The sequence below is a fragment of the Rathayibacter sp. VKM Ac-2759 genome (assembly GCF_009834225.1).
Lineage (GTDB): Bacteria > Actinomycetota > Actinomycetes > Actinomycetales > Microbacteriaceae > Rathayibacter.
In genome coordinates this window covers 2126177-2138365 of the sequence record NZ_CP047176.1, presented here as the reverse complement: position 1 = coordinate 2138365, position 12189 = coordinate 2126177, and the positions used below count along the sequence as shown (strand labels likewise).

Genomic DNA, 12189 nt, shown 5'->3' with positions numbered 1-12189 from the left:
CGCAGAACTATGGCTACTTTCAGCCTCGCTGACGTCAAGACGCTGCGCGAGCAGCTCGGTACCGGCATGGTCGACACGAAGAACGCTCTCGTCGAGGCCGACGGCGACCTGGACAAGGCGGTCGAGATCCTCCGCCTCAAGGGCGCCAAGGGCAACGCGAAGCGCGCCGACCGCTCCACCAGCGAGGGCCTCGTCGCCGCCGCGGAGAACGGCGGAGTCGCGACAATGATCGAGCTCGCGTGCGAGACCGACTTCGTCGCCAAGGGCACGAAGTTCATCGCACTCGCCGACGCCGTGCTCGCCGCGGTCGTCGCCGCCGGCGCGACCACCGTCGAGGAGGCCCTCGCGGCCCCCGCCGACGGCAAGACCGTCGCCGACATCATCAACGACGAGGCCGCGATCCTCGGCGAGAAGGTGGAGCTCCGCCGCGTCGCCACCGTGACCGGTGAGCACTTCGCCGTCTACCTGCACAAGACCAACAAGGACCTGCCCCCGCAGGTCGGCGTGGTCGTGGGCTACTCGGGCGACGACGCCGAGACCGCGCGCTCCGTGGCGCAGCACATCTCGTTCGCCAACCCGACGTACCTCTCGCGCGACGACGTCCCGACCGCCGAGGTCGACAACGAGCGCCGCATCGTCGAGGAGATCTCGCGCGGTGAGGGCAAGCCCGAGGCCGCCCTCCCGAAGATCATCGAGGGACGCGTCAACGCGTACTTCAAGCAGGTCGCGCTGTTCGACCAGGACTACGCGAAGGACAACAAGCTGTCCGTCGCCAAGGTCCTGAGCGACGCGGGTCTGACCGTGTCGGGCTTCGCCCGCTTCAAGGTCGGCGCGTAAGACACACGAGGGGAGTCCGGGTCGTTCAGTCGACCCGGGCTCCCTTCGCTCTGCCCGGGGTCGGGTGCCCCGGGCCTGGTCGCGGGTGCGTCCCGCGCGGGATAGGTTTGTACGGGTCTACGGGAGGAAACGTCCATGACGCAGACGGATGCGATGACGACGGGCAAGCGCCGCAGGGTGCTTCTGAAGCTGTCGGGAGAGGCGTTCGGAGCCGGGACGCTCGGCGTCAACCCGGATGTCATCAGCGCCCTCGCGCGCGAGATCGCCGATGCGGCGACCGAGGTCGAGATCTCGGTCGTGGTCGGCGGCGGCAACTTCTTCCGCGGCGCCGAGCTGTCGCAGCGCGGCATGGACCGCGGCCGCGCCGACTACATGGGCATGCTGGGCACCGTGATGAACTCCCTCGCCCTTCAGGACTTCCTCGAGCAGGCCGGAGCGGAGACGCGTGTGCAGTCGGCCATCGCGATGACGCAGGTCGCCGAGCCCTACATCCCCCGCCGCGCGATCCGCCACATGGAGAAGGGCCGCGTCGTCATCTTCGGCGCCGGCGCCGGCCTCCCGTTCTTCTCGACCGACACGGTCGCCGCGCAGCGCGCACTCGAGACGCACGCCGACGTCGTCCTCGTCGCGAAGAACGGCGTCGACGGCGTCTACGACGCCGACCCGCGGACGAACCCCGACGCCAAGAAGCTCGACACCCTCACGTACCAGGAGGCGCTCCAGCGGGGCCTCAAGGTCGTCGACTCGACCGCGTTCAGCCTCTGCATGGACAACGGCATGCCGATGCAGGTCTTCGGGATGGAGCCCGCCGGCAACGTCGCCAAGGCCATCCGGGGGGCCCAGCTCGGCACCCTCGTCTCGAACTAGACTGACCACTTCCCACTTCCTAAGGAGTCCCCTGTGATCTCGGATGTACTGGCCGACGCGAAGACCAAGATGGGCAAGGCCGTCGAGGTCGCCAAGGAGGACTTCTCGTCGGTCCGCACCGGCCGTGCGAACCCCGGCATGTTCCAGAAGGTGCTGGTGAGCTACTACGGCACCCCGACGCCGCTGGCGCAGCTCGCGTCGATGCAGAACCAGGAGGCGCGCACGCTCCTCGTCACGCCCTACGACAAGGGCTCGCTGCGCGACATCGAGCAGGCCATCCGGGACATGCCGAACCTCGGCGCCAACCCGACCAACGACGGCTCGGTCATCCGCGTCACCCTCCCCGAGCTCACGACCGAGCGCCGCAAGGAGTTCGTGAAGGTCGTCCGCACGAAGGCCGAGGACGCGAAGATCGCCGTCCGCAACATCCGCCGCAAGGCGAAGGACGACCTCGACGCGCTGAAGGGCGACATCGGCGACGACGAGCTCTCGCGCGGCGAGAAGGAGCTCGAGGCGCTCACGAAGCAGCACGTCGACGCGATCGACGAGGCGCTCAAGCGCAAGGAAACCGAACTCCTCGAGGTGTAGTCGGCCGTGTCAGAGCACCCCGTGGAACCCGAAGGCGGCGAGGAGCGGCCAGGTCCTCACGTCCCGGGAGCCCGGGGCTCGCGGATGGTCACGCGCGACGCCCTGAGGGCGCGCGCCCAGCAGGGCCGAGCGGACGTCGAGAGGCAGCTCGAGGCTACCCGGGCGCAGCTCGAGGCCACGAACGACCGCCTGACGGCGCGGTCCGGGCGCAACCTCGTGTCGGCGACGCTCATCGGGATCGTCGGCGTGAGCGTGATGCTCGTCAGCCTGCTCGTGGTCAAAGAGCTCTTCATGGTGCTCGCCGGCGCGCTCGTGCTCCTCGCGGCGCTCGAGCTCTCCAATGCACTGCGCCACGCCGGTCGCGACATCCCGCGCATCCCGACGGGGATCGTCGCGGTCGTCGCGGTGCCGGCCGCCTACTACGGGGGCATCTCGGGCGGGTTCCTCGCGGTCCTCCTGGGCTCCCTCGTCATCGCGCTCTGGCGTCTCGTCGAGCAGCTCGTCAAGCACACCTCGTCGACGCGCCGCGACCTTCTGCTCGATCTCGGCCTCGGCGCGTTCGTGCAGGCCTACGTCACGTTCCTCGGCGCGTTCGCGATCCGCCTGGTGGCGGAGCCGGGCGGACAGCTCTGGGCGCTGTCGTTCCTCGTCCTGGCGATCGTGGTCGACACGGGCGCGTACGCCAGCGGGCTCACCTGGGGCAAGCACCCGATGGCCCCGCGCATCAGCCCGAAGAAGACCTGGGAGGGCTTCGCGGGCGCCGGTGTCGCGGGCGTGGTGGCGGGCGTCCTGCTCGCCGTGCTCCTGCTCGGCCAGGAGTGGTGGGTGGGCGCGCTCTTCGGCGCCGTCATCCTCCTGACCGCGACCGTCGGCGATCTCGCCGAGTCGCTCATCAAGCGCGACATCGGCATCAAGGACATGAGCACGTGGCTCCCGGGTCACGGCGGGATCCTCGACCGGCTCGACTCGATCCTGCCGTCGGCCGCCGCGGCGTACGTGCTGTACTCCGTCTTCGCCCGCTGAGGCGCTCCGGGAGCTCCGAGCCCGAGCAGTGCTCCGATGCCCCGTGAGCGCGCCGCTGTCGGCGACCGGCCTCCGGGCTTGGCACAATGTCGGGATGGACGCTCCCTTCCCCTACGCGCGCGAGTCCCGCCCCGGCTACGACACCGCCGAGGTCGACTCGTTCCTGGCGTCGGCCCGCGAGGCGTACGCGCAGCTCTCCGGCGGACCGGCCGACCTGCGGGCCGCCGACCTCCGCCACACGGCGTTCTCGCTCAAGAAGGGCGGCTACTCCGCCCCGCACGTCGACGCCGCCCTCGAGCGACTCGAGGACGCGTTCGCGCTCCGCGAGCGCCAGTACGCGATCTCGGCGCAGGGCGAGGAGCAGTGGCTGCAGGAGGCGCGCTCGACGGCGCAGGAGGTCGTCAACCGGCTCGCGCGCCCCGCCCGGGAGCGCTTCCAGCACGCCGGTGTGCTCACCACCGGCTACAACATCCGACAGGTCGACGCCTTCGCGGACCGCATCTCCGGCTACTTCCGCGACGGCTCCGTCCTCACGGTCGACGACGTCCGCACCGTCTCCTTCGCTCCCCAGCGCGGCGGGTACTCGGAGCCGCAGGTCGACCTCGTGCTCGACACCGTGGTCGACGTGATGCTGGCGGTCCGCTGATGCGGCGCCGATAGCCTGGCCGATCAGGCCATAGTCCGTTATGCTTTCGTGATCGTGGCTATGCATCAGGAACGACCCGTCACCCCGGCACCCGTCTCCCGGCCCTCGGCCGTCAAGGCGCCGGCCCCTCGCCGCACCGGATCCCGGGCCCGCGTGCCCCTCGCGTTCCTCGCCTTCGCCGCCTCCATCGCCTTCGTGATGGTCAACGTCGTCGATCCCTCCAGCGGAGCCGTGGCCTCGCCGTACTACCAGGCCCCCGCCCGCTTCGACGGCGATCCCGCGCAGCGTCTCATCGTCGCCGGCGACATCGAGCGCACGGTCCAGCGCGACACGTTCGACGCGCAGGCGAAGCCCACGCCGACCCCCACTCCCACCCCGACCCCCACCGAGACGGCGGAGGCCGAGGAGGAGGACGAGTCGGAGGCGACCTCGACCCCCGTCGCCCGTGCCGCCGCTCCCGACCCCGGCTCGGCCAAGGCGATCGCGTACGACATGATCGTGCAGCGTGGCTGGGCCGACAGCGAGTACGACTGCCTGGTCCTGCTCTGGAACCGCGAGTCCGGCTGGAACGTGTACGCCGAGAACACGTCGAGCGGTGCCTACGGCATCCCGCAGGCCCTGCCCGGCAGCAAGATGGCGAGTGCGGGCGGCGACTGGGCGACCAGCGCGAGCACCCAGATCACCTGGGGTCTCGGCTACATCTCGGGCCGCTACGGATCGCCGTGCGGCGCGTGGGCGCACTCCGAGGACGTCGGCTGGTACTGATCCGCTGACGGCGGCGACCGGTCGGCGCTGACCGCCTCGCTACCCTGGTGGCGTGGACTACGCGCTGCTAGGGATCGCCGGGATCATCACCGTCGTCACGGTCGCGCGCTTCTCGAGCCGGCTGGGCATCGCGGCCCCGCTGATCCTCGTGGTCGTCGGCATCGGCGCCTCCTACCTCCCGGGCGTCCCCGAGATCGAGGTGGAGCCGGAGCTGATCCTCGCGGGCGTGCTCCCGCCGCTGCTGTACTCGGCGGCGATCCAGGTGCCGCTGACCGACTTCCGCCGCAACCTCCGCTCGATCTTCGGGCTCTCGGTCCTGCTCGTCTTCGTGACGGCGCTGGTCGTCGGCCTGTTCCTCTACCTCGTGCTGCCGGACCTCAGCCTGCCGGCCGCCATCGCGCTGGGCGCTGTCGTCAGTCCCACGGATGCGGTCGCCGCGACCTCGATCGGCAAGAAGCTCGGGCTGCCTCCCCGCCTCGTGACCGTGCTCGAGGGCGAGAGCCTCGTGAACGACGCCTCCGCCCTGGTGCTGCTGCGGGCCGCGACGGCCGCGGCCGCCGTGGTGGGCGACTCCGTGACGACCGACGCGATCGACATCGGCGAGGTCGGAGTGCTGTTCGTCTACTCCGTGCTGATGGCGATCGCGCTCGGGCTGGTGATGGGCGTGCTCACCGTGTTCGTGCGCTCGAAGCTCAGCGACCCCGTGCTCGACACCGCCGTCTCGTTCGCCGTGCCGTTCCTCGCTTACATCCCCGCGGAGGAGCTCGGCGCCTCGGGCGTCCTCGCCGTCGTGGTCACCGGCATCTACACCGGCCACAACAGCGCCCGCTTCCTGAGTCCGCAGTCGCGCCTCAGCGAGCGGATCAACTGGCGGACGGCGCAGTTCCTCCTCGAGAACGGCGTGTTCCTCCTGATGGGCGCCGAGATCAAGGCGATCATCGGCGAGGTCGAGGGTGGGCTCGGAGCCGACACCGCGGTGTACCTGGGCCTTGCGACGGTGGTCATCCTGATCGTGCTGCGGTCCCTCTTCGTCTGGCCGCTGCTGCTGTGGCTCCGCGGCTCGGGGCGCCGGGCCGAGCGCATCAACCGGCGGTTGAAGGTCGGGGTGATGCGGCTGCGCAACAGCGCGACGAGCGACGAGCGGTTCCGGAGGCGCCAGCAGCGGGCCGAGAAGCTCTACCAGCGCCGCGAGACCGACCTGGCGGCGACCACGAGCGAGGCCTTCGGCTGGCGGGGCGGGGTGATCCTGTCGTGGTCGGGGATGCGCGGCGTGGTCACGCTCGCCGCGGCGCAGTCGCTCCCGGAGGGCACGCCCTACCGCTCGCAGCTGATCCTGATCGCGTTCACGGTCGCCGTGGTGACCCTCCTGCTGCAGGGAGCGACGCTGCCCGCGCTGATCCGTCTGACCGGGATCCAGGGAAGCGACGGCGAGGCCGACCGCCGCGAGCTCGCGACGCTCCTCGACGAGGTGGCGTCGACCGGCATCCAGGCGCTCCCGGAGGCGGTGGACGAGCTCCCCGAGGGCAGCGTCGGCCCGCGGGTGCTCGAGCGCGTCCGCCGCGACACCCTCACCCGGTCGCAGGTGGCGTGGGAGCAGGTGGAGCGGCGCGACGACGAGCCGCTCGGCCCGCACGGGCAGTACCTCCACCTGCGGCGCGCGGTGCTGCTCGCCGAGCGCGAGGCCCTGCTGGAGGCGCGCAGCCGCGGCGTCTACTCCTCCCGCATCCTGCGCCGCGCGCAGCTGATGCTCGACGCCGAGGAGACGCGACTCGAGATGGACGACAGCTCGCACTGACCGGGGAGGCGATCCGACCGCCTCCTAGACTGGTGCGATGCCGCGCAGCAACAGACCCCGGGGGAGCCGGCGCGACGACGACGGCGAGGAGCAGCGCGACCTCTCGCAGATGCTCGCCGGCTGGCGCCGTACCGAGTCGCACCGCGGTCGCGAGTGGAACGTGCAACCCGTCTCGGCGGCCCGCGCCGTCAAGAACTACCTCTGCCCGGGCTGCGGTCTGACGATCGACGTCGGTCTCGCTCACGTGGTGGTCTGGCGCGCCGACGGCGCCCTCGGCAACGCGGCCGACCTCGCGGGCCGCCGCCACTGGCACACCCACTGCTGGAGAATCGAAGGAGCCCGATGACGACCGAGATCCGCGGCGGAGTCGTCCTGCCCGCCAGGCGCGAGGACATCGAGCTGCACACGACCGACGGCCTGACGCTGGTCGGCGAGCTGGCCCTGCCGCTCGACCGCGAGCCGGTCGCGACGCTCGTCACGCTGCACCCGCTGCCCACGCACGGCGGATTCATGGACTCCCACATCCTGCGGAAGGCCGCGGCGCGACTGCCGGCTCTCGCCGATCTCGCGGTGCTGCGCTTCAACACCCGCGGCACGAGCTCGCCCCGGGGCGCGAGCGAGGGCGGCTTCGGCCACGGGACGGACGAGCGCGCGGACGTCGAGGCCGCGATGGCGTTCGTCGCCGAGCGCGGACTGCCGCACCCGTGGCTCGTCGGCTGGTCGTTCGGCACCGAGCTCGCCCTCAAGTGGGGGAGGGAGCACCCGATCGAGGGCGCGATCCTCCTCTCGCCGCCGCTGCACCGCGCGTCGGCGGACGAGGTCGCGGCGTGGGCCGAGGACGGTCGGCCGCTCGTCGCGCTGATCCCCGAGTTCGACGACTACCTGCGACCTCCGGAGGCGGCGGAGCGGTTCGCCGCGGTGCCGCAGCTCGAGCTCGTGGCCGTCGACGGCGGCAAGCACCTGTGGGTGGGTGAGGCGCAGACGCGCCGGGTGCTGGACGAGATCGTCCGCGTCGTCGCTCCCGCCTCCTCGCCGCTGCCGACGGAGTGGGCGGGCGAGCCGGCCTGACCCGAACCGAGAAGAGGCCCGGCCCGTCGATGTGCTCGACGGACCGGGCCTCTTCCGGTCTCAGGCCTTCGAGTCGCCGTGCTTCTCGTCGGCGTCCGAGTCCTGCGAGTCGTCGGAGTCCTGCGAGGCGCCGGAGTCGTCCGAGTCCTTCGAGCCCTCGTCCGACATCCCGTCGATGTGGCCGATCAGGCCGCGCAGACCCGTGACGTAGCCGGCGATGGCGTCGCGCTCGGTGCGGATCTCGTCCAGTCGCCCCTCCGCCGACGAGACGAGCTCGCGGGTGCGGCGCTCCGCGTCGGCGACGATCTTCTGCGCCCGGTCGCGCGCCTCGTCGAGCAGCCGGTCCGACTCGTCCTGCGCGTCGCGGCGGAGCCGGGTGGTCTCGTCGAGCGCGTCGCTGCGCAGCTCGTCGGCCTCGAGCCGCTTGTCGTTCGCGCGGCGGATCGCGTCGGCGAGCTGCAGGTTCGACTCGTCGAGGTAGCGCTGGGTCTGCGCGACCGCCTCCTGGTGGCGGACGAGGTAGTCGCGGTCGGCCTCCTCGCGGCGGGCGGCGAGCTCGACCACCAGGTCGATGCGCGCCTGCTCGACGTCGCGCGACAGGGCCGCGGCCTCGTCGTTCGCAGCGGCGCGGAGGCCCGCCAGCTCGGCGTCGAGCAGCGCCACGGCGTCCGCCCGCTCCTGCGCGAGGCGGGTGCGCTGATCGGCCAGCTCGCGGGCGGCGTTCGCGCGTCCTCCGGCGAGCTCGGCCTCGATGTCGGCGCGAGCGGTGAGGATCTCGGCCTCGACGGCGGCGCGCGCCTCGGCGACCTCGGCGGCGACCGCGGCCCGCAGGCGGTCGACCTCGGAGGCGACCTCGGCGCGCAGCAGCTCGGTGCTCTGGGTGAGCCGGGCGGCCTCGGCGCGCGCCACCTCGACCTCGCGGGCGGCGACGGCGCGCATCTCGGCGGCCTCCCGCTCCGCCTCGGACCGGATGGCGGCGGCCTCGCGCTTGGCGGTGGCGCGCGTCTCGGCGGCCTCGGTCGCCACGGTGCCGCGGATCGCAGCGGCCTCGCGAACGGCGTCCTGCGTCATCACGTCGCGGTCGTCCGCCGCCTTGCCCAGCGTCGCCGCGGCCTGCGCCTCGGACTCGTTGCGGTTGCGGTCGGCTCGGCGGCGCGCCTCCGTGATCAGGCGCTCGGCCTCGTCGCGCGCCTCCTGCAGGATGCGGTCGCCGTCGTCGCGGGTCGAGCGACGGAGCGCGGAGGCGTCGTTCTCGGCCTGGGCGATCAGCCGCTCCGACTGCTCCTCCGCGACCCGGAGCGTGTGCTCGAGCTTGGCTCCGAGGCCCGCGTAGGTCGGTGCGCCGACCTGCTGCAGCTCCTTCTCGAGGCCGTCGATGCGGGAGGAGAGCCGCTTGACCTCGCGGCCGCTCTCGGCGGCCTGCGTGTTCGCGTGGATCAGCTCGCGCCGCAGACCCTGGATGGCCTTGTCGACCTCGTCCCGGTCGTAACCACGGAACACCTGGGTGAATTCGGCCTCGTCGCTTGCCACGTCGTCTCCTCCGGAAGGTAGGTCCGCGTCGGGGCCGCGGCACTCCGGGAAGTTTAGTCAGCGGGTGCCTCGCCGCCCGGGGGCGACACCCCACCGGTCGCGTGCCGGGGGAGCTCTCGGACTTCTCCTGGGTTCGTCGGAGGCCATCGGCTACTCTGGACTGTCTTTGTCTGTCGCCCTCGCGCTGCGGGCCGGCCGCGTCACCCTGGCCGGCCGAGGTCGCCACCCTGATCGGGCGACACAGGAGGAGTTCTTTCGTGCGGTTCGTCTTCGCCATCATCGCCACCGTCATCGCTGCGGCGCTGATAGCCCTCGGCATCGGTCAACGGACCGTCTGGGCGCCTCCGGAATCGCTCACGGCCGAGACCGCGCTCGAATCGGGTGCCCCCTACGCGGTCATCGACGGCAGCACGCTCGACGCGAATCCCGGTCGGCAGACGATCACCGTCGAGGGCGACGGCGACCTGGTGCTGGCCTACGCCCGGACCTCCGACGTGCTCGGCTGGGTGGGCGGCTCCGACTACGAGGCGATCGGCTACGCCGCCGAGCCCTCCGCCCTGACCGCCTCCGAGGAGACCGGCACGGCCATCGAGCTCTCCTCCGACGTCGCCACCGCCGACGCGGCGGTCGTCGATCCGCGCGGCTCCGACCTGTGGCTCGAGCAGTTCGAGGGCACGGGCAGCATCACGGTGGCGCTCGACGTGCCCGAGGACGTGTCGATCCTGATCGCGTCCGACGGCACGGCTCCCGCGGCGAGCGACATCCGGGTCAGCTGGCCCGTCGACACCGCGACTCCGCTCGCCGGCCCGCTGCTGCTCGGCGGCGCCGTGTTCCTGCTCGTCGGTCTCGCCCTGTACATCTGGGCGTTCCTGCACCTGCGGCGCCAGCACGGCCCGCGCCGCAAGGGTCCGCAGGGCAAGGTGCCGCGCGGCGCCCGCCGCCCGCGCGCCCGCGCCGGAATCCAGGCCTCGGTCGCCTCGCCCCGTCCGTCGCGTCGCCGCGGACTCCTCGTGCTCCCGGTCGTGGTCGGCACGAGCGTGCTCCTCGCCGGCTGCAGCTCCGACTACTGGCCCGACCTCGCCGCCGGCGCCACCGAGACCCCGACCGCCTCGGCCACGTCGACGGCCGAGCCCGCTGCCGAGGTGGCGACCCCGGTCGTCACGACGCAGCAGGCCGAGGCGATCGTCGCGTCCGTCTCCGCTGTCGCGGCCGCCGCCGACGCGGCGCACGACGCCACCGCGCTCGCGGAGCGCTTCCAGGGCGAGGCCCTGACGGAGCGGACCACCAACTACGAGGTCGTCGTCAAGGGCGGCACGATCGACCCGCCGCAGGCGATCCCCGCGACGCCCGTCAGCCTCGTGCTCCCGCAGGACACCGAGTCCTGGCCCCGCCTCGTCACCGCCGTCGTGCAGAACTCGGCCGACAGCACGCAGGCGCCGATCGCGCTGGTGATGAGCCAGGCGAGCCCGCGCGTCGACTACAAGGTCGACTACGCCATCTCGCTCGAGGCCAACGCGCGGATCCCCGATGTCGCCCCGGTCACCGTCGGCACGTCGATCGTCGCGCCCGATTCGAAGCTGATGAAGCTCGCCCCGGAGACCGTGGGCTCGGCCTACGCCGACATCCTCGCCAACGGCGACGCCAGCGCCTACGCCGAGACGTTCTCGGCCGACGGGGACACGCTGCGCGGCCAGGTCGGCATCGACAAGAAGAACGCCGACCGCGCCGCCCTGCCCGACACGGCCTCGATCGAGTTCTCGAACAAGGCCGGCACCTCCTCCACCGTCGCTCTCGCCACGAACGACTCGGGCGCCCTCGTCGCCGCGAGCATCGCCGAGGTGTCGACGGTGAAGCCCACCGCCGAAGGATCGACCGTCTCGACCTCCGGTGCCTCGCAGACCCTGCTCGGCACCGACAAGTCGACGACCGGGATCGAGACCACCTACGGTTACCAGTTGCTGTTCTACGTACCGCCCGTCGGATCGGAGGAGAAGATCGTGATGCTCGGATGGAGCCAAGGACTCGTCTCGGTGGTGCAGCTGCCGTGAGCACGCTCCCGCCCCTGCCCGGAAACCTCCGCGGCGCCGTCGACCTGTCCTCCCTCGTGAACCGGCGTCCGCCGGCTCCGGCCGCCCCCACCGCCCCCGGTGAGGCTCCTGCCGGGCCCCCGCCCGGTGCGAACCCGCTGCTCCTGACCGCGGGCGACGCCGAGTTCGACCAGGTCGTGCAGCTCTCGTCCCGCGTGCCGGTGATCGTCGATCTCCGCGGCTCGTGGTCCGAGCAGAGCACGAGCATGACCGCGCTGCTCGAGCGCGTGATCGTCTCGTACGCGGGCGCCTTCGTGCTCGTCGGAGTCGACGTCGAGTCGAGCCCGCAGCTGGCGCAGGCGTTCCAGGTGCAGTCGGTGCCGACCATCGCCGCCATCCTCGGCGGGCGTCCCGTGCCCCTGTTCAGCGGCCTCGTCGCCGAGGAGGCGCTGCGCGACCTGCTCGAGCAGGTGCTCCAGCTCGCCGCGCAGAACGGCGTGACGGGCACGGTGCCGGTCGACGCGACCGCCGAGCCGGGGGAGCCCGAGCCGGCTCCGCTGCCCCCGCACCACCAGGAGGCGTACGACGCGATCGACCGCGGCGACTACTCCGCCGCGATCGCGGAGTACGAGACGGCCATCGCCCAGAACCCGCGCGACGACCTCGCCGTGGCGGGACTCGCGCAGGTGCGGCTGCTGTCGCGGCTGCAGGGCCGCACCCTCGAGGAGGTCCGCTCGACGGCGGCGGCAGAGCCGTCGAACCTCGACGCGCAGCTCGCCGTCGCCGACCTCGACGTCTCGGGCGGCCACGTCGAGGACGCCTTCGACCGTCTCCTGTTGATCTTCCCGAGGCTCGACGCCGAGGGGAAGGCGGCGACCCGTGCGCGCCTCCTCGAGCTCTTCGAGATCGTCGGCACGACCGACCCCCGCGTGAACAAGGCGCGAGCCCGGCTGACCGGCCTCCTCTACTGAGTCGGTCTGCAGGGTGAGCGCTAGCGCTCACCCTGCCGCGGTCGGCTCCGCGAGGGGTCGGGTACCGAGGAG

Annotated in this window: 12 protein-coding genes; 11 read left to right on the top strand and 1 reads right to left on the bottom strand. The window is 72.1% G+C overall.

The window, feature by feature from the left end:
• Window positions 1-9 precede the first annotated feature (9 nt).
• From tsf to GSU68_RS09775, 9 genes are all read left to right on the top strand, one after another.
• Window positions 10-837 (top strand): translation elongation factor Ts, encoded by an 828-nt coding sequence (tsf, locus tag GSU68_RS09815; protein ID WP_159907801.1) that lies wholly within the window; start codon window positions 10-12, stop codon window positions 835-837.
• A 153-nt stretch (window positions 838-990) separates the two neighbouring features.
• Window positions 991-1704, top strand: coding sequence for a UMP kinase (gene pyrH, locus GSU68_RS09810; protein WP_244259483.1), 714 nt, complete (start codon window positions 991-993; stop codon window positions 1702-1704).
• A 33-nt stretch (window positions 1705-1737) separates the two neighbouring features.
• Window positions 1738-2292, top strand: coding sequence for a ribosome recycling factor (frr, locus tag GSU68_RS09805; RefSeq protein ID WP_159907796.1), 555 nt, complete (start codon window positions 1738-1740; stop codon window positions 2290-2292).
• Between the two features lie 84 nt (window positions 2293-2376).
• Window positions 2377-3315 carry a phosphatidate cytidylyltransferase gene (locus tag GSU68_RS09800; protein WP_159907793.1) on the top strand — a complete coding sequence of 313 codons (939 nt, stop codon included), beginning with the start codon at window positions 2377-2379 and terminating at the stop codon, window positions 3313-3315.
• A 94-nt stretch (window positions 3316-3409) separates the two neighbouring features.
• On the top strand, window positions 3410-3961 hold the full coding sequence (locus tag GSU68_RS09795; RefSeq protein ID WP_159907791.1) for a DivIVA domain-containing protein: 552 nt from the start codon (window positions 3410-3412) through the stop codon (window positions 3959-3961).
• A 60-nt stretch (window positions 3962-4021) separates the two neighbouring features.
• A complete protein-coding gene (locus GSU68_RS19865) occupies window positions 4022-4726 on the top strand; it encodes a lytic transglycosylase domain-containing protein (protein WP_244259482.1) in 705 nt (234 codons plus the stop codon).
• Window positions 4727-4778: 52 nt separating this feature from the next.
• Window positions 4779-6521: a sodium:proton antiporter gene (locus GSU68_RS09785; RefSeq protein WP_159907788.1), complete on the top strand. Its 1743-nt coding sequence runs from the start codon at window positions 4779-4781 to the stop codon at window positions 6519-6521.
• A gap of 37 nt (window positions 6522-6558) precedes the next feature.
• On the top strand, window positions 6559-6867 hold the full coding sequence (locus tag GSU68_RS09780; protein WP_159907785.1) for a hypothetical protein: 309 nt from the start codon (window positions 6559-6561) through the stop codon (window positions 6865-6867).
• Window positions 6864-7589, top strand: a complete 726-nt coding sequence (locus GSU68_RS09775) for an alpha/beta hydrolase (RefSeq protein WP_159907782.1) — start codon at window positions 6864-6866, stop codon at window positions 7587-7589. The genes GSU68_RS09780 and GSU68_RS09775 overlap by 4 nt, the downstream gene beginning before the upstream one ends.
• A 60-nt stretch (window positions 7590-7649) precedes the next feature.
• Here the strand turns inward: GSU68_RS09775 and GSU68_RS09770 are convergent, their stop codons facing one another.
• Window positions 7650-9119: a DivIVA domain-containing protein gene (locus GSU68_RS09770; RefSeq protein ID WP_159907779.1), complete on the bottom strand. Its 1470-nt coding sequence runs from the start codon at window positions 9117-9119 to the stop codon at window positions 7650-7652.
• Window positions 9120-9376: 257 nt separating this feature from the next.
• Here GSU68_RS09770 and GSU68_RS09765 point away from each other — a divergent pair, with 257 nt between their 5' ends.
• Together GSU68_RS09765 and GSU68_RS09760 are read left to right on the top strand one after the other, a co-directional pair.
• Complete coding sequence (locus tag GSU68_RS09765) at window positions 9377-11167, top strand: hypothetical protein (RefSeq protein ID WP_159907775.1); 1791 nt, start codon at window positions 9377-9379, stop codon at window positions 11165-11167.
• Window positions 11164-12117, top strand: a complete 954-nt coding sequence (locus tag GSU68_RS09760) for a tetratricopeptide repeat protein (protein WP_159907773.1) — start codon at window positions 11164-11166, stop codon at window positions 12115-12117. The genes GSU68_RS09765 and GSU68_RS09760 overlap by 4 nt, the downstream gene beginning before the upstream one ends.
• Window positions 12118-12189: the final 72 nt, after the last annotated feature.

Excerpts from the sequence above, each read along its gene's own strand:
- GSU68_RS09795 (WP_159907791.1), top strand. The coding sequence starts at position 3,410 with ATGGACGCTCCCTTCCCCTACGCGCGCGAGTCCCGCCCCGGCTACGAC.
- GSU68_RS09775 (WP_159907782.1), top strand. The coding sequence starts at position 6,864 with ATGACGACCGAGATCCGCGGCGGAGTCGTCCTGCCCGCCAGGCGCGAG.
- pyrH (WP_244259483.1), top strand. The coding sequence starts at position 991 with ATGACGACGGGCAAGCGCCGCAGGGTGCTTCTGAAGCTGTCGGGAGAG.
- GSU68_RS09780 (WP_159907785.1), top strand. The coding sequence starts at position 6,559 with ATGCCGCGCAGCAACAGACCCCGGGGGAGCCGGCGCGACGACGACGGC.
- tsf (WP_159907801.1), top strand. The coding sequence starts at position 10 with ATGGCTACTTTCAGCCTCGCTGACGTCAAGACGCTGCGCGAGCAGCTC.
- GSU68_RS19865 (WP_244259482.1), top strand. The coding sequence starts at position 4,022 with ATGCATCAGGAACGACCCGTCACCCCGGCACCCGTCTCCCGGCCCTCG.
- GSU68_RS09800 (WP_159907793.1), top strand. The coding sequence starts at position 2,377 with ATGGTCACGCGCGACGCCCTGAGGGCGCGCGCCCAGCAGGGCCGAGCG.